At 64.6% G+C, this 16813-nt stretch carries 15 protein-coding genes; 10 read left to right on the top strand and 5 right to left on the bottom strand.

Annotation, left to right across the window (positions count from 1 at the left end):
• Position 1 precedes the first annotated feature (1 nt).
• The 5 genes from LGN10_RS01810 to LGN10_RS01790 all read left to right on the top strand — a co-directional run bounded on the left by LGN10_RS01810 (position 2) and on the right by LGN10_RS01790 (position 4901).
• Positions 2-511 carry a hypothetical protein gene (locus LGN10_RS01810; protein ID WP_226221422.1) on the top strand — a complete coding sequence of 170 codons (510 nt, stop codon included), beginning with the start codon at positions 2-4 and terminating at the stop codon, positions 509-511.
• Positions 512-1151: 640 nt separating this feature from the next.
• On the top strand, positions 1152-1541 hold the full coding sequence (locus LGN10_RS01805) for a hypothetical protein (protein WP_226221421.1): 390 nt from the start codon (positions 1152-1154) through the stop codon (positions 1539-1541).
• A gap of 328 nt (positions 1542-1869) precedes the next feature.
• Positions 1870-2490, top strand: a complete 621-nt coding sequence (locus tag LGN10_RS01800; protein WP_226221420.1) for an Imm5 family immunity protein — start codon at positions 1870-1872, stop codon at positions 2488-2490.
• A 575-nt stretch (positions 2491-3065) separates the two neighbouring features.
• The gene (locus LGN10_RS01795) at positions 3066-3998 is read left to right on the top strand and encodes a hypothetical protein (protein WP_226221419.1); all 933 of its coding nucleotides are present in this window, start codon (positions 3066-3068) and stop codon (positions 3996-3998) included.
• Positions 3999-4088: 90 nt separating this feature from the next.
• Complete coding sequence (locus LGN10_RS01790; protein ID WP_226221417.1) at positions 4089-4901, top strand: hypothetical protein; 813 nt, start codon at positions 4089-4091, stop codon at positions 4899-4901.
• A gap of 127 nt (positions 4902-5028) precedes the next feature.
• On the opposite strand, the gene argG is transcribed toward LGN10_RS01790, so the two are convergent.
• The 3 genes from argG to LGN10_RS01775 form a co-directional block, all read right to left on the bottom strand.
• Positions 5029-6366 carry an argininosuccinate synthase gene (gene argG, locus LGN10_RS01785; protein ID WP_050018060.1) on the bottom strand — a complete coding sequence of 446 codons (1338 nt, stop codon included), beginning with the start codon at positions 6364-6366 and terminating at the stop codon, positions 5029-5031.
• A gap of 329 nt (positions 6367-6695) precedes the next feature.
• Positions 6696-7766, bottom strand: coding sequence for an FUSC family protein (locus LGN10_RS01780; RefSeq protein ID WP_226221415.1), 1071 nt, complete (start codon positions 7764-7766; stop codon positions 6696-6698).
• Positions 7767-7941: 175 nt separating this feature from the next.
• On the bottom strand, positions 7942-9474 hold the full coding sequence (locus LGN10_RS01775) for a sensor domain-containing diguanylate cyclase (RefSeq protein ID WP_104012965.1): 1533 nt from the start codon (positions 9472-9474) through the stop codon (positions 7942-7944).
• A 585-nt stretch (positions 9475-10059) separates the two neighbouring features.
• Here LGN10_RS01775 and LGN10_RS01770 point away from each other — a divergent pair.
• The 4 genes from LGN10_RS01770 to LGN10_RS01755 all read left to right on the top strand — a co-directional run bounded on the left by LGN10_RS01770 (position 10060) and on the right by LGN10_RS01755 (position 14244).
• Positions 10060-11595, top strand: coding sequence for an amino acid permease (locus LGN10_RS01770; protein WP_124860813.1), 1536 nt, complete (start codon positions 10060-10062; stop codon positions 11593-11595).
• Positions 11596-11857: 262 nt separating this feature from the next.
• On the top strand, positions 11858-12103 hold the full coding sequence (locus tag LGN10_RS01765; RefSeq protein WP_059575255.1) for a DUF3717 domain-containing protein: 246 nt from the start codon (positions 11858-11860) through the stop codon (positions 12101-12103).
• Positions 12104-12368: 265 nt separating this feature from the next.
• On the top strand, positions 12369-13286 hold the full coding sequence (locus LGN10_RS01760; RefSeq protein ID WP_059237452.1) for a LysR family transcriptional regulator: 918 nt from the start codon (positions 12369-12371) through the stop codon (positions 13284-13286).
• Positions 13287-13401: 115 nt separating this feature from the next.
• Entirely contained in the window at positions 13402-14244 is an 843-nt protein-coding gene (locus LGN10_RS01755; RefSeq protein WP_226221413.1) for an alpha/beta fold hydrolase, read from the top strand.
• Between the two features lie 40 nt (positions 14245-14284).
• Here the strand turns inward: LGN10_RS01755 and LGN10_RS01750 are convergent, their stop codons facing one another.
• Both LGN10_RS01750 and LGN10_RS01745 read right to left on the bottom strand, forming a co-directional pair.
• Positions 14285-14638: a hypothetical protein gene (locus LGN10_RS01750; RefSeq protein ID WP_060311510.1), complete on the bottom strand. Its 354-nt coding sequence runs from the start codon at positions 14636-14638 to the stop codon at positions 14285-14287.
• A 207-nt stretch (positions 14639-14845) separates the two neighbouring features.
• The gene (locus LGN10_RS01745) at positions 14846-15466 is read right to left on the bottom strand and encodes a TetR/AcrR family transcriptional regulator (RefSeq protein ID WP_060967847.1); all 621 of its coding nucleotides are present in this window, start codon (positions 15464-15466) and stop codon (positions 14846-14848) included.
• 102 nt (positions 15467-15568) lie between these two features.
• Here LGN10_RS01745 and LGN10_RS01740 point away from each other — a divergent pair, with 102 nt between their 5' ends.
• Positions 15569-16810: a glycosyltransferase gene (locus LGN10_RS01740; protein WP_226221411.1), complete on the top strand. Its 1242-nt coding sequence runs from the start codon at positions 15569-15571 to the stop codon at positions 16808-16810.
• Positions 16811-16813: the final 3 nt, after the last annotated feature.

The following is a 16813-nucleotide window of genomic DNA, read 5'->3' as shown; positions in this document are numbered from 1 at the left end:
AATGAAGAAAATTACTGAAATCATTGTCGCGCCTCCAATTCTTCCGGCGCGATTTGTATCGAATGAGTATGATAGGTTCCTGTTTTTCGATTTTTCCCTGAGAACTGAGTTTTCTATTTTCGATGAGATTAAGGATATTGCAGGAGGGTTGGGTGGAATTAACGTGTTCTATGCTCGATCATTGAGTTTTTTGTGCTTTTGTGGCGATAATGAAAATTGGTCGGAGCGAATAGCCTGCGTTGACCAGGAGTTGAATCGGCAAAGTGAGCCATATGGTCTGGTTGTTACAGATTTTAATGCAAATTGGGTGTTGGCGCAGCACTCCCCGGTTGAGTGGGGGCTTTTTGCATTCAAATCAATATCGCCATTGTCTCTACTTATTTTCAACTCATTGAGTGGTGATGATTTTCTGTCGGTCAATGACTTCCGGTCTGCGATTGTTGATGGAGGGGCAAGATTACATGGAAATTTTGATAGAAAATTTATAGAATGCTTGATAAGTAATTATTGACAAAAAATTAATTTTTCTTTGATATTCATGGTGGGCCAAGAAAAATATAATGATAAAGGTCGGGCACGGAGATGGTAGGCCAGTAGTGGTCAATTAGAGGGCGATTGGTGCGGTTCGGCGATAACCGCGAACAGCATCGCGACTGCCGTGACAAGTGGGCAGGACATCACTGATCAGGGACAACTCGCGACGATTGTAGCGGCAACGTTACTCGGTGGCGCAGCAGCGGGTACGCTGCTCGCGTACCAGGCGCACTGCGCGCTCTCGCACTTTCGGGGAAAACTTGCTTGGCTTCTTGTTCATGGCTCCATTCTCCCAAGAGTTGGAGCCTCCACAAAACTCGGGGCGGTTCACTCTGCCTAATGGATAGAGCGTTTGGGTCCATGGGAACGCGACAGAGCATATGGCCGAGTATGCTCAGATGGTCGCGAACCAGAGTCCTCCTAGTGTAGTTCAGCTAGCGACGCAGCAACAGTTGTCAAGCCTGCAGAGCGCAGTGAATGCTGCGACTCAAGGTGGCGCGCCCTACAATCAGTTGATTAATGTTGGCGGCTGGGAACTGAAATTTTCACCGCCGCGGCAGCCTGGGCAGCTTCCTGCTCTGATCCAGGCTTTACACACCGGAAAGTAATATCGGAACATGGAAATCAAGATCGAAAAGCCGTTCCGTTTGCACCTCGATGTTGTTGAGGCAGACGAACATGTACCGTCGATGCGAATGCAGGTGGTGATCGACGTGCAGCAGTTTGGGCACAGACTGGAATATCGAGGAAGCGCGTGGTTTGATTGCTCTGTTTGGGACACGTTTGTCTCTGATGTCGGGGGCGGGGAGGCTGAACTTGTAGATATGGGTGGCCACTTTACTTTGCGGCTTGGAGAGGTTTCTGAAAAGCCGGAGATTTCGTGGGAAATGAAGAAAGCGGACGTAACGGGGGCAATTGCCACAGCCGCCTTTCGAGCACCAATCGACGAAGATGCCTTGGCGCATGTTAAAGACCAGTTCATGCAGTTTGATCGTTGGTGTAAATGACACGAGCCCGGCCATGTGCCGGATTCGTGCTTGATTTCGTCGGCGCGCGCGATGGCACTGTTGTTGAATTGCTCGATTCGTCGTCGCCGCGTGCCGGTGCCGGGCCACTAGAAAACCCTCGCCGCGACTTCGAGGCATGCCCCTCGTTGGGATGCATTTGCCGATTTTCGTTGATCGCGCACCGCAGCCAGATGTCTGCAATGACGCGATGATCGTCACGAATCCGGTATGCCAGCGAGGCGATAGCGATCGAATAGATCGCTCATCGCGCCGCCACGGTGCTCGAATCATCATGTCCATCGGACATTACGGAGAATCAGCATAAGCGATGCGCATTCCACAACGTTTGTCGAACGCATTATCGACAGCTGCGACGTCGATTACGACAGAGGGTGAACTCCCGGCTGCCGTCCGAAAGGACCTTCTTCAGTTGATCGAAGCCCTGTCGGCGGCCGAGCACGCCGATGCGGGGTATTTGCGCCGTGCGCGATTGGCGGTGATCTGTGCAAGAGAGGTGCTTGGCCGGCTGAGTCCGTATGCGAACGTGTTGACGGCAGCCGAAGCGATCCTGGCGAGCGGCATCGACACGTTATCGGGAAAATGCGATCTGGCCACACTCGAAAGGACCAACGGCGAGTACCACTCGAAGGTTATCGATCTCTTCCAACATGGCGAACCGGCCTTTGTCTCCGTTTATGCGGGCATGGCCGTTTTCTCGGCGATGAATACGATTTTGTACGACACGAACTTCGATTTGCTCGGCGAAAGCGAACAGCGTGTACCTCCGGACGATTGGGATGCCGGCTATTACGCAGCGCTCGCGGTGTCGGGCAGTGCGATCTGGGAGGCCAAGGGAGGTGCCGAACGCCGTCGATCATACTGGCTCTGGTACTTGCAAAACGCTGTTCCCGTAGCCTGGGATGTTCTTGTGCCGCTGCGTCGCGACTGAAGTGTTTTCCCGATCGACAGATTGAATTCAAACGTGGGTTCGACTTCATCGCTCGAGCCAACGGCCGAGCAAGGGGTCTTACGGAGCCCCGGAACAAATCCCCTAGAAAATTCCCTCGATAAAACCCCTAAAGAAATCCCCACCACCGCCGTTACCCTTCCTCGGTATCTCAAAAAAGTACTACCAGAGCCGTAGAACCAAACCACACGACCAGATAACCGAGGGGGCGCCCGGCCGGCGAGGCCGTGCGCATGACCAGAAGATGGAATGCACCGATTCGATAGGGCGCGCAGGCACCGGGGGCTGGCGCGCGCTGTGCCTTTGCCTTGCCGCGACATGCCTGCTGCTGCATGCGGTTCTCACCGCTGCGTGCGCGTTCCCGCACGACCACACCTCCACGCTCGTATCCGTCGTGCCGAATATCCGGCAACCGACGCCCCCCGCATCGTCCTTCCCCAACACATCACACCACGCACCCAACGTCACTCGAGGAGGCCCACACACCACACCCGAAAAGTAACCCGATTCGAATCTGAACCACTAAAAAAAACGCATCAAAAAAATCGAGGATTGAATTGAACAAGCATTCCCTTTGTCTGCTGGCCGCAGCCGCAATCTCGGTATTCGTCGTCGCTGGTTGCGGCGGCGGCGACGGCTCGTCGAACGCAAGCAGCGGCACGCCCGCCAACACCGGCGGCGCCAACAACGCAGCCAGCGCACCGTCCGTCGCGTCCACGCCGCTCGCGGCTCCCCCCGCAAGCGCGCCCGTCGCATCGTCGCAGCCGGTGACGGTTGGCGAGGCACTGCCCAGCCTGACGACCCCGCAAGACGGTTCGACGGCCGCAACGGCAACCGGCCCGGTCGGGATCTGGTCGGCATCCGGCAACCTCGGCTACTCGACCATCGCCCTGGTCGACCCGCACAACAACCTGAGCACGCTCAATCTGCTCGGATCGTTCGTGATGTCCGACGATTTCACGAATCTGACCGTCAACGGTTCGACGTGGTCGCTTGCCCCGGGTATCAACTTCGCAGGAACGAGCGGCATCGTCACGAAGATCGATTCGGGCTCGGGCGCATACAGCCCGAAGCAGACGTTGTCCGGCACGATCACCCGCAACGGTACGGCCTCGAATTTCACGTGGACCTACAACGCCGCGAACGCACTTGCCGTCACGCAGGACAGCGTGGTGGGCAACTGGGCGACGACCAACGCATCGTTCGCGATTGCATCGGGCGGTACGCTGACCGGCACGCTGAGCGGTTGCAACCTGAGCGGCACGCTGCTGCTTTCCACGCCCGGCTCGAGCCAGAACATGTACGACATGACGGTGACGGCCTCCGCATCGACGGGCTGCAAGCTGCCGGCCGGCGTTCCGCTGTCGGGCAATGCCGCGATCATGTTCGTGCCGATCACGGGAACCAACGGTTTCAAGCGCTCGATCCTCTATGTGCTGCGCGCGGCTGATTACAGCTTCATCGCGTACGGTCAGGTGATCAAACAGTAAACGCACGGTCGCACCGCACACGGCGCGTCGACGCGCCGCGTGCGGCGGCCCGATGAACACGTTCCGTCAACAACGAAAGCCACCCATCCAATGAAGAACTCTTCCAAAGCTACCCTGGTCGGTTGCGGCCTGCTCGTGACGCTGCTGTCCGCCTGCACCACGGTGCCGAACACGGACATGAAGCCCGAGGCGCGTCAGAAGCTGCATTCGATCGCGATGCTCGACGTCACCGAGCCGAAGCGTGTCTCGGTCGTCAATTTCGGCGGCGCGGCGGCCGGGTTCGGGTTGATCGGCGCGCTCGCGCAAGGCGCCGTCAACGCAAGCCATACGAGCACCTACACGGACCACGTGGCCGCCGGCAAGATCCTCTTCGCACCGGACATCGCGGACGGCGTGGCGGGCCGCCTCACCGGCAACGGCTATCAGGTCGTGAAGCTGGACGGGCAGAAGGTGAAGCTCGCCGATGACGGCAAGTCGGACGACTACTCGGCGATCCAGACCGACGCGGATGCGATCATGAACGTGTGGTTCACGTCGTTCGGCTATATCTCGCCGCCTCAGCAGCTCGACTACATCCCGTGGGTCGTCATCCGCGCGCGCATTCTCGACGCGAAGACGAAGCAGGACCTCTATTACAAGACGTTCGCGTGCGGCTACGACATCAAGGCGAACAGCGTCCACATCGACAGCGATTTCGCGTACACGTACGGCAGCTTCAGCGATCTCGAGAAGAATTTCGACAAGTCGGTGGAAGGGATCAAGTCGTGCGAGAAGTCGGTCGCGGACATGATCGGTCAGGATCTGGCGCGCACGCCCGCGTCGGCGCCGGCCAATGCCACCGCTTCCACGACGATGACGAGGCCCGCAGCCACTGCGACGGCCACGGTGTCGAAAAAACTTTGACGCGCCTGCAGGATCGTCGCGATACGCGTTCCGAATCGGGCAGTGCTTGAAGAAAAAGCAGGAAGGGAAGGACTGCACGCAGCCGGGCGGTTGTCACGCCGCCCGGCCGCTCGCGAAAGCGACTGACTTACTTGTCGCTGTCGCCCTTGATCTGCGGCAGCGCCGACGCTTCACCCGGCGTCAGCAGCCCGACTTGCGAATACACGCGCAGCTTGTCGCGCGTATCGGTGATGTCGAGGTTGCGCATCGTCAGTTGGCCGATCCGGTCGCGCGGCGAGAACGTCGACGCCACCTTCTCCATCGACAGGCGTTCCGGCTGATACGTGAGGTTCGGCGACTTCGTGCTCAGGATCGAGTAGTCGTTGCCGCGGCGCAGTTCGATCTTCACTTCGCCGGTGATCGCGCGCGCGACCCAGCGCTGGGCGGTTTCGCGCAGCATGATCGCCTGCGGGTCGAACCAGCGGCCCTGGTACAGCAGGCGGCCGAGGCGGCGGCCGTTCTCGCGGTACTGCTCGATCGTGTCTTCGTTGTGGATGCCGGTGACGAGACGCTCGTACGCGATGTACAGCAGCGCGAGGCCCGGGGCTTCGTAGATGCCGCGGCTCTTCGCCTCGATGATGCGGTTCTCGATCTGGTCGCTCATGCCGAGGCCGTGGCGGCCGCCGATGCGGTTCGCTTCCAGCAGCAGCTCGACCTGATCCTTGAACTCGACGCCGTTCAGCGCGACCGGCTGGCCGGCTTCGAAGCGCACCGTCACTTCCTCGGCGGCGATCTTCACGTCGTCGCGCCAGAACGCGACGCCCATGATCGGGTTCACGATCTTGATGCCGCTTTCGAGGCTTTCCAGATCCTTCGCTTCGTGCGTCGCGCCGAGCAGGTTCGAGTCGGTCGAATACGCCTTCTCGGCCGACATCTTGTACGCGAAGCCGGCCTGGTTCATGAATTCGGACATTTCGGCGCGGCCGCCGAGCTCGTCGATGAACGTCTGGTCGAGCCACGGCTTGTAGATCTTCAGATCCGGGTTCACGAGCAGGCCGTAGCGGTAGAAGCGCTCGATGTCGTTGCCCTTGTACGTGCTGCCGTCGCCCCAGATGTTGACGCCGTCTTCCTTCATCGCGGCGACGAGCATCGTGCCCGTCACGGCGCGGCCGATCGGCGTCGTGTTGAAGTACGTGACGCCGGCGGTCGTGATGTGGAACGCGCCGCTTTGCAGCGCCGCGATGCCTTCGGCGACGAGCTGCGCGCGGCAGTCGATCAGGCGGGCGCCGGCTGCACCGTATTCGATCGCGCGTTTCGGGATCGCGTCGTAATCGTCTTCGTCGGGCTGGCCGAGGTTCGCCGTGTATGCGTACGGGACGGCGCCCTTCAGTTTCATCCAGTGCAGCGCGGCGCTGGTGTCCAGGCCGCCGGAGAAGGCGATACCGACCTTCTGGCCGGTCGGGAGGCTTTCGAGAATCGTGCTCATAGGAATTACCGTGGATTGAAGCCGGTGGGATCGTATTTCGCGGAATATGCGAGTATCGGCTGTCCGGGAAGTTGGAGCAAGGGTTGATTTTGGTGCGGAACCGGCGTCGAGCCTGTCGCGGCGGGCCTGACGGGTGGTTAACCGGGTGGAGAACGCCGTGCTGGATGGCGTTGCATCGCCGCCGAAACACGCACGCCCGAGCCGACGCCCCGGCCGGATTTCCGGGGCCGGATCGGGCGAGAGCCCCCGATCATCGCCGCCGGCGTGTCGTCGTGTCGCATAGAAAGGAAAATGAAAGGCCGACGCGTGAACCCCGGATTCCCGGAACGTCAGATATTCCACGACCGCGCGGTATCGAGCAGCCGCTCGCGCAGCTGGTCCACTTCGCCGGCCAGCTTGGCGGTGATCGACACGTAGCCGGACAACTGCGGCGGCGGCGCGTCGTGCAGCGGGTCGACCGGCCGGCGGCGCGGGGCGAGCCGGCTCGGCGTGCCGAACTTGAGCGCGCGGCTCGCGCCGACCAGCGTGTCGCGAATGCGCCGGTTCAACGGCTTCATCTCGACGCGCACGTATTCGCGGGCCGCCGCGTCGTCGCGGGCCGGCAGCGCGCTCGACAGGATCTCCAGATAACCGATGCACAGGCGCAGGCTGCGCTGGATCGCCTCGAGCTGCGTCATCGACGTCTCGCATTCCTTCGACACCGACGGCATCAGCGAGCGCAACTGCACGAGCAGCGCGCTCAGCGCGGCCATTTCCTTCAGGTGCGCGTCGTCGCCGACCTGGCGGTCGCCCGCGAGCCGCGCATGCACGGCCGCGCACGCGCGCAGCGCGTCGGCGAGCTTGTAGCGCCACGAGTAGGTCGCATAGAGCGGCAGCGCGAACGAGAACGCCAGCGCGATCGCGATGCCGACCAGCACGTTCACCGCGCGCCACAGGCCGTCGACGATCTCGTTGTCGCCGTGCCCGGCGACGATCACCATCGTGATCGCCGACAGCAGCGCGATGTAGCCGGCCTTGCCGATCGCGTGATACGCGCAGACGCCGCACCCGACGGCCATCAGCAGGTAGATGACGAACGGCGCATGCAAAGCGGAATAGAGAAGGATCAGCGCGAGGCCCGCGAGCGCGCCGATCGACGTGCCGAGCGCGCGTTCGGCCGCCTTCTTGCGGATGTTGCCGTGGTGCTGCAGCCCGCCGACGACGATCAGCACGGTGATCGTCGACCATTCGCCGTGCGGTACGTTCAGCCCCGTGGACAGCGCGATCGACACCAGAATCGCGAGCGCGACGCGCGCCGCATGGATCAGCTTCGCGTGGCGGTAGCGGCGGTACGGGTCGAGCAGCGGGCGAAGCGCGTGGCGCACGAGCGGCGGCAATCGGGTCGGGAGCGGGGCATTCATGACGGAGCAGGAGTGGCCGGAACGCCGCGCACGGCGGCCCGCGCGGGCCGGCGCCGCGCCGCATGCGCAGCAGACGTAACGCTAGCCGAACGCGCGCGGGCTGTCCACGGCGCGGCCGCGGGGCCGGGCGGCAGGCGGCCGCATCAGATCACGCGCCACGTTGCATCATCGCGCGTCAAGCATCGGCCGCGCTCGACTGCGCGTCCAGCACGCGGTTGCGGCCGCCGGACTTCGCGCGGTACAGCGCTTCGTCGGCGCGCCGCAGCAGCGTCGCGGCGTTCATCCGGCCGTCGGCGGCGGTGGCCGTGCCGATGCTGGCCGTGACGCGCCCGTACGGGCTCTTCACGTGTTCGATCTCGAGCCCCGCGATCGTACGCCGGATGCTTTCGGCGACGGTCGCCGCGCCTTGCGCGTCGGTGTCGGGGAGCGTGACGACGAATTCCTCGCCGCCGTAGCGCGCGACGTGATCGCTGTCGCGGCGCAGGCAGCGCGACAGCGATTGCGCGACCTGGCGTAGCACGTCGTCGCCGGCCGGGTGGCCGTAGTAGTCGTTGAACGCCTTGAAGTGATCGACGTCGACGAACAGCACGGACAACGGGCGCCCGCTGCGCGACGCGCGCTGGGCCTCCTTCGCGAGCACCGCGTCGAACGTGCCGCGGTTGTCGAGGCCCGTCAGCGAATCGGTGTGCGCGAGCCGGTACAGCTTGGATTCGGCGACCTGCCGGCGCTTCAGCTCGCGCGACAGCGCGAGCGAGCCCCACGCGATGAACGCCGTGAAAAGGCTCATCAGCACGACGGTCCAGACCGCGCGGTGGCGCCATGACGCGTAGATGTCGATTTCGGCGGGCGCGACGTCGACGATCAGCGGCAGCCCGGCGAGATGCTTGTAAACATAGACGCGCCGCACGCCGTCGATGGCGCCGACGCCCGTCAGCTCGCCGGCGCGTCCGCGCTGCGCGTCGATGAACAGCGGCGAGTCGTGCAGGTCGAGGCCGACCACCCGCGTGTCGTACGGCAGGCGCGACACGAGCGTGCCGTTGTCCTCGACGATCGCCGCGCTGCCGTGCCGGCCGACCGCGATGCCGTCGAGCAGCGCGCGGAAGTAGTCGATGCTGAGCGTGCCGACGACGATTCCGCCGAACGTGCCGTCGGGCCGGTTGATCCGGCGGCTCAGCGCGATCGTCAGCGCGCCGCCGCGCAGCCGCGACGCGTACGGCCGGCTGATGTAGAGGCCGGGGGCAAGCCGGTCGCGGTGCACGGCGAAATAGTCGCGGTCGGCGAAATTGCCTTGCCGCGCGGGCGACGCGCTGGAGTCGATCGCGATATTGCCGTGCGCATCCATCACGAAAATCGAGCCGAGATAGGCGCCGGTCGCCGCGCGGTCGAACAGCAGCCGGTGGCGCTGGCGCGGCGGCAATGTCATCAGTTCCGGATCGGCCACGCCGTCGACGACGTTTTGCAGCGACAAATCGTAGAGTTCGATATTGCGCGCGATGTCGCGTTCGATCAGCAGCATCAGGTTGCGCGCATTTTCGACCGCATGGTCATACGCGTCGCGTCGCGCCTCGATTAATAGCGACGTGGAAAGTCCCCAACTGAACATCAGCAGGACGATGCCCGCCACGAGTACGCCGCGGGGCGACAGAATGCGTGCCACGATCGACGCGGTTTGGCGGCGCAGCGTGGCGGGCAGCGGGAATGACTTCATCCTCGGGGGCTGGGGCGGTGGCGGCTCGCATCGTTGGCGGTTCCGCGCGCGGATTATTTCGAATTAAACGTCATTATCCCGCGAATTCCCGAATTTCGCGCGTACATGCAAAACATGCATGTAGACAGCGTGACGCGCGACGGTTACGCATCATTACCGCATGGCGTACGGGCAACTTGATTTGAATCAATTAACAGTGTCGGTCTTTTTGTCTGATTAATCGCATAATCATCAGTCGATTTTGCCTATTGCCGCGGTATTTGGCGGATCGGGACAGGAGTACCTGCCGACCGCGACAAACGAAAATCGAATGACCCGGTCGCAATCGTGGTTTTTACAACGTATGAGGAAATCGCGGCGGCCGACGCGGCCAACCCGTTGATTCCGCGAAATCTCCGGCGCGGCAGCGGGCGCGCCGACCTCGGCTGTCCCCCTGTCGAATCAGGTAGAATCCGCGCTTCGCCGCAGGCGCCCGCCGCGCAACGCGTATCGGGGCCGCATCGAATGCATCGCAGGACGCGCGCCGCGCTCCGATTCCGCATGCGCCGGCTACGGATGCCGGCTCGCTCAACGTTCGTCTCGTTTATGTCCGCAATTCCGAATTCCGACCCACCCGGTTCGCCCGCGAACCCACCCAAGCTTCATCGCGCGCTGAAGGCGCGCCACCTGACGATGATCGCCATCGGCGGCTCGATCGGCACGGGCCTGTTCGTCGCGTCCGGCGCGTCGATCTCGCAGGCCGGCCCCGGCGGCGCGATGGTCGCGTACATGCTGATCGGCCTGATGGTCTACTTCCTGATGACGAGCCTCGGCGAGATGGCCGCGTTCATGCCGGTGTCGGGCTCGTTCGCGACCTACGGCGCGAAATACGTCGACGAAGGCTTCGGCTTCGCGCTCGGCTGGAACTACTGGTACAACTGGGCGGTGACGATCGCGGTGGAGCTCGTCGCCGCGCAGCTCGTGATGCACTACTGGTTTCCGGACGTGCCGGGCGTGTGGTGGAGCGCGGCGTTCCTCGCCGTGATGTTCCTGCTCAACGCGCTCACCGTGCGCGGTTTCGGCGAGGCCGAATACTGGTTCGCGCTGATCAAGGTCGTCACCGTGGTCGCGTTCATCGGCGTCGGCCTGTTGATGATCTTCGGCATTCTGAAGGGCGCACCGGCCAACGGCTGGGGCAACCTGACGATCGGCGACGCACCGTTCGCGGGCGGCCTGCCGGCGCTGATGGGCGTCGCGATGATCGCGGGCTTCTCTTTCCAGGGAACCGAGCTGATCGGCGTCGCGGCCGGCGAATCGGAGCACCCGCGCACGACGATTCCGCGTGCGGTGCGCCAGGTGTTCTGGCGCATCCTGCTGTTCTACGTGTTCGCGATCTTCGTGATCGGCGTGCTGATTCCGTATACCGACCCGAACCTGCTGAAGACGGACGTGACCGACATCGGCGTGAGCCCGTTCACGCTCGTGTTCCGCCACGCGGGCCTGGCCTTCGCGGCCGGCGTGATGAACGCGGTGATCCTGACGGCCGTGCTGTCGGCCGGCAATTCGGGCATGTATGCATCCACGCGGATGCTGTACAACCTCGCCACCGAAGGCCGCGCGCCGAAGGTATTCGCGAAGCTGTCGCCGGGCGGCGTGCCGCGCAACGCGCTGTACGCGACCACCGCCGTCGGCGCGCTGTGCTTCTTCACGTCGCTGTACGGCGACAAGACCGTGTACCTGTGGCTGCTGAACACGTCGGGGATGACGGGCTTCATCGCGTGGCTCGGCATCGCCATCAGCCATTACCGGTTCCGCAAGGGTTACGTGAAGCAGGGTTACGCGCTCGATCAACTGCCGTACCAGTCGAAGTGGTTCCCGTTCGGCCCGCTGTTCGCGTTCGTGCTGTGCCTCGTGATCGCGCTCGGCCAGGACTATCAGGCGTTCCTCGCGAACCGGATCGACTGGGCCGGCGTGGCCGCCACCTATGTCGGCATTCCGCTGTTCATCGTCGTGTGGCTCGGCTTCCGGTTCCTGAAGAAGAGCCGGTTCGTGCGCTACGAGGACATGGAGATCGCGCCGTGGGTCGCCGCCAATCGCGGCACGCAGCGGCCGCCGGTGGCGAACCGCGAAACCGCTGGCTGACGCTGGCACGGCAGGCGGCCGCGCGACGGGACGAAACGGGAAGCCGCGCGCTTCCCGTTTTTTTTGCCCGGCTTTTGCCTGCACGGGGTCAAAGCCGGTTATATTGCCCGACCCTACCGGGCCACGGCCCGGCCGGCGCGACAGGCGCGGCGCGGATCGGCATCCGGCGCGCGCCGCGTGCGGCGGCCGGCGAGCGGCCTGGCGTTTTCATCGTTCCGTCCGGGCCGGCACGGCCCGCGGAGCGCGCAACTTAGAGGAATCCATGAGCGCATCACCCGCCGAGCGGAAGGCCGGACCCGTTTCCATCGTGCGAATCGAAGCCGCGATCAACGCGTGGCGCGAAGTCTACCCGCCGGCGCCGAACGGCGAAGACGGCTACGCGCTCGACGCGGGCAGCAACTGCCTCGCCGAGCTGTACGGCAAGATGATCTGCTACCAGTTGCCGGACGTGCCGCTCGACTCGTTGAGCCACGAGCAGCGCGACGCGCTGTACGCGACCGAGGTGTGATGCGCGGTCGCGCCGCCGCGGCCGCCGCGGCGATGAAACGACGGGAAGCTTGCGGGCTTCCCGTTTTGCTTGGGGCGGCCCCCGGACGTCGCCGCGAGCACGACGCTGCTTGCGGCGGGATCGGCGCCGGCTGAGGTATCGTGACGGGATCGGGAAGCAGGCGATCGAGGACGCCGGTACGGATGGCCGGCGACGGTGACCGGTGCGGGCGCTGTCCGCGCGGTGCCGAAGGAGCGTCCGGCGCCTGTCCCGGGAGGATTCGAACATGGAGTTGAGACACCTCCGCTACTTCGTCGCGGTGGCCGAAGAGCGGAATTTCACACGGGCGGCGGAACGGCTGCATATCGCGCAGCCGCCGCTGAGCCGGCAAATTCAGCAGCTCGAGGAAGCGCTCGGCGTGCCGCTGTTCGAGCGCAACGCGCGGCCGCTGAAGCTGACCGACGCGGGGCGCTTCTTCTATTCGCACGCGGTGCAGTTGCTCGCGCAGACGACCGAGCTCGAATCGATGACGAAGCGGGTCGGCAAGATCGAGCGCAGCATGTCGGTCGGTTTCGTCGGCTCGACGCTGTACGGGATGCTGCCGAAGATCATCCGGCGCTTTCGCAGCGAATATCCGGCCGTCGAGCTGAGCCTGCACGAGATGTCGACGATGGATCAGATCAAGGCGCTGAAGGAAGGGCGTATCGACGTCGGGTTCGGCCGCATCCGCCACGAGGACCCGAGCGTGCGGCGCGTCGTGCTGCGCGAGGAGCGGATGATCGTCGCGCTGCCGGTCGGTCACGTGCTCGACAGCGCGAAGCCCGTGCTGTCGCTGCACGATCTCGTGAACGACACGCTGATCATCTTTCCGAAGGCGCCGCGTCCGAGCTACGCGGACCAGGTGCTCGCGGCCTTCCACGATCGCGCGCTGCAACCGCGCCGGATCTACGAGACGCGCGAATTGCAGATCGCGCTCGGCCTCGTCGCGATGGGCGAGGGCGTGTCGGTCGTGCCGCATAGCGTGTACGGGCTGAAGCGCGACGACATCAGCTACAAGCCGCTCGACGATCCGAACCTCGTATCGCCGATCATCATGAGCATGCGCATGCTCGACGAATCGGAGGACATCCGCGCGATGCAGGCGCTGATCTACCGGCTGTACGACGAAGCCCAGATGGAGTATTTGCCGCCGCAGCCCGAATGAGTGCGTAGGCAAAAGAGGCTTGGGCTTGCTTGACGCCGCGCGCGCCGGCAGGCCACCATGTTCCGATTCGATGCGGCCGCCGACCGGCGGCCGCTTTCATGCGGACGACCGACACATGACCGATATCGTGACCGAGGAGATGACAGTCGAGACGCCGCAAGGGCGTCTCTTTGCGAAACGCTGGCGTGCGGAGCCGGCGCACCACGCGGCCGCGCCTGGGCCGGCCGCGCCTGAGCCGGCCGCGCCTAAGCCGGCCGCGCCGATCGTGCTGCTGCACGATTCGCTCGGCTGCGTCGACCTGTGGCGCGACTTTCCCGCGCAGCTTGCACGCGCCACGCAACGCGACGTGATCGCATACGACCGCCTCGGTTTCGGCCGTTCGGATCGTCATCCGGGCCAGCTCGGCACGACATTCGTGCGCGACGAGGCCGATCATGCGTTCGTCGCGGTACTGGAACAGCTCGGCGTCGATGCGTTCGTCGCGTTCGGGCACAGCGTCGGCGGCGGGATGGCGGTCGGCTGTGCGGCCGCGCATCCGGCGCGTTGCCGCGCCCTCGTGACGGTCGCCGCGCAGGCGTTCGTCGAGGATCGCACGCTGGCCGGCATTCGCGACGCGGGGCGGCAGTTCGACGAGCCGGGGCAGCTTGACCGGCTCGCGCGCTATCACGGCGACAAGGCCGAATGGGTGCTGCGCGCGTGGGTCGACACGTGGCTGTCGCCGGCGTTCCGCGACTGGAATCTCGACGGCGACCTGCCGCACGTGCAGTGCGCGACGCTCGCGATTCACGGCGAGGACGACGAATACGGGTCCGACGTGCATCCGAAGCGGATCGCCGCGCGCGTCGCGGGGCCGTCGTCGTTTCTGTTGCTCGCCCGCTGCGGGCACATGCCGCACCGCGAGCGAACGGACGACGTGCTGGCCGCCGTCGCGACGTTGCTGCGCGACGCGGGCGCCTGAGCGCGTTCGCCATCGCGGGCGGGCAGTCGCCCGCCGGTCGTCAGAACGAAAGCTGGATCGCGAGATCGATCGCCAGCAACGCGATCGACAGACCGATGCCGAGAACCACGTTCGGCAACCGGTGCTCGAAATCGCGATGATCCTTGCGCATCGCGGCGCCGAGCAGGAAGATCGCCTCGACGACGATCTGCAGCCCGACGAACAGCAGCATCAGCAGATACTCGTAGCCCATCTGCTTGAACGCGACGAATTGCATCCCGTGATCGCGGATCCACTGGCCGACGCGCAGCAGTTCGTACACGAACAGCAACGCGGGGAACAGGTAACTGATGAAGTAGGTCGGCGCGGTGGCGTGCCGTAGTTCGAGGTGGAAGTGCTGATGCGTGGTAGCCATCACAACCCTCCTTGCAACGCATGATTGCGGTCGCGACGGCGGCGCGATTGCGTGCGAACCAGGGGATTGCCCGATGCACAGTGCGCAGCCGTACGTCATCAGCATACTGCCGCGCGCGGAATTTGGCATGCAATGCGTGTGTTCGTTGTAACAGTGTGTATGCGCCGCGCGACGCGTTGGCCGCGTCCCGCTGCCGGTCGCGCTGCGTCACCGTTTCGCTTCCGCGCCTTCGATGAACAACTTCGCGACCGCCTGAAACTCCCGTTTCAGCGACAGTCCCGGCACGGTCAGCCAGCGCAGCATCGCCGCGAGATACAGGTGATGGAACCACGTTGCGAGCTGGTCGGCCCGCAGCGTGCGGTTCAGTTCGCCGGCCTGCTGACCGGCTGCGATCAGTTGCCGCCACACCGGCGCGATATCGCCGCCGTTCTCTCCCGCACGCTCCGGTTCGGCCGCGCCGATGCCGAGGAAGCGATGCCGCAGGTACGCGAGCAGGTACGCCGGATGTTGCTCGCACCAGGCGGCCGACGCGTCGAGCACGCAGCCGATGCGCGACGCAAAGGTCTTGCGCCGCGCGACGTCGTGCTGCAGATGCGCGAGATCGCGCGCGAGTTCGCCTTCGAGCCAGTGCGCGAGCACGGCTTCCTTCGTCGGAAAGTGGTTGTACAGCGTGCGCTTCGCGACGTCTGCCTCGGCGGCGATCTGCTCCATCGTGACGGCCTCGTAGCCGTGCGCGTCGAACAGGCGCGCGGCGGTGGCGGCAAGATGCGCGAGCATCTGAATGCGTTTGCGTGCGCGGCGGCCCGGATCGTCGGTCGGAATCGTCATGGCAGGGGTTGACTGAAAGTGTACGGATTGCATTAGTATACGACGTGCACTTTTTTTGAATCCAACCTTTTCGGCTTTTCCGCCGTGTACGAGGCGCCCCGCATGAAACTCGTCATCGCCACCTACGGCACCGAAGGCGACACGCGTCCGCTCGCGGCGCTCGGCCGCGCGCTGATGGATGCCGGTCACGACGTCCGCCTGCTGGCCGATGCCGCGACGCTCGGGTCCGCCGCCGCGCTCGGCGTGCCGTCGGCGCCGCTGTCCGGCGACATCCGTCGCGCGATTGCGCCGGAAGGCGTGTTGGCCGATGCGGTGCGCGGGCGCGGCGGCTTCCACGATACGTCGAAGGCGCTTGCCGCGATCGCGAATGCGAACACGGCCGCGTGGATGCGCGAAGTGGCGGACGCGTCGGCCGGCTGCGACGCGCTTCTCGTGTCGGGGCTTGCATCGTTCGTCGGGTTGTCGGTCGCCGAGTATCACCGCATACCGGCGATCGGCACGGGCATGATCCCGATCACGCCGACCGCCGAATTCGCGTCTCCGTTCCTGCCGCCGGGGAAGTTGCCGCGCGGGCTGAATCGCCCGAGCCATCGGCTCGTGAACGGGTTGCTGTGGCAGGCGTTCAGGAAGTCGACGAATGCCGCGCGCGCCAGCGTGTGCGGATTGCCGCCGCGCAAGCACGTGTGGGCCGACCATCCGATGCTGTACGGCGTGTCGCCGGCGCTGTTGTCCGGCCCGGCCGACTGGCCGGCGAACGTGCACGCATGCGGCCAGTGGCGAATCGATGCGCATGCGTGGGCGCCGCCGCCCGACCTGTCGGCGTTTCTCGACGCGGGCGAGCCGCCCGTGTACGTCGGTTTCGGCAGCATGGCCGGCTTCGATCGTGCGGCGCTGGCCGCCGCGCTGACGCATGCACTGGCGGGCCGGCGCGCGCTGTTCTATCCGGGCTGGAGCGGCATCGATGCGTCGCTGCTGCCGGCGCACATTCGCGTGATCGATGACACGCCGCACGACTGGCTGTTCCCGCGCGTCGCGATCGCGGTGCATCACGGCGGGTCGGGCACCACGCATTCGGCGGCGCGGGCCGGCATTCCGTCGGTGGTCGTGCCGTTCGCGGGCGATCAGTTCTTCTGGGCGAACCGGCTGCAGCGGCTCGGTGTCGCCGATGCGCCGATCGTCGGCAGGCGCATGGACGCTGCCGCGCTGGCGCGGGCGATCGCGTTTGCCGAGCGCGGCGACACGAAGGCGCGTGCGACGGAACTCGGTGCGCGCCTCGCGCGGGAGGATGGCTTGAAGCTGGCCGTCAGCGCGATCGAACGATGCGCGCAACCGCGCGCGAGGTGAGCG

It is taken from the genome of Burkholderia sp. AU32262 (assembly GCF_020419985.1).
GTDB classification, from domain to species: Bacteria; Pseudomonadota; Gammaproteobacteria; order Burkholderiales; family Burkholderiaceae; genus Burkholderia; species Burkholderia semiarida.
Note: the sequence above shows the minus strand (reverse complement) of the source record. Positions and strands in the feature narration are given on the sequence as shown.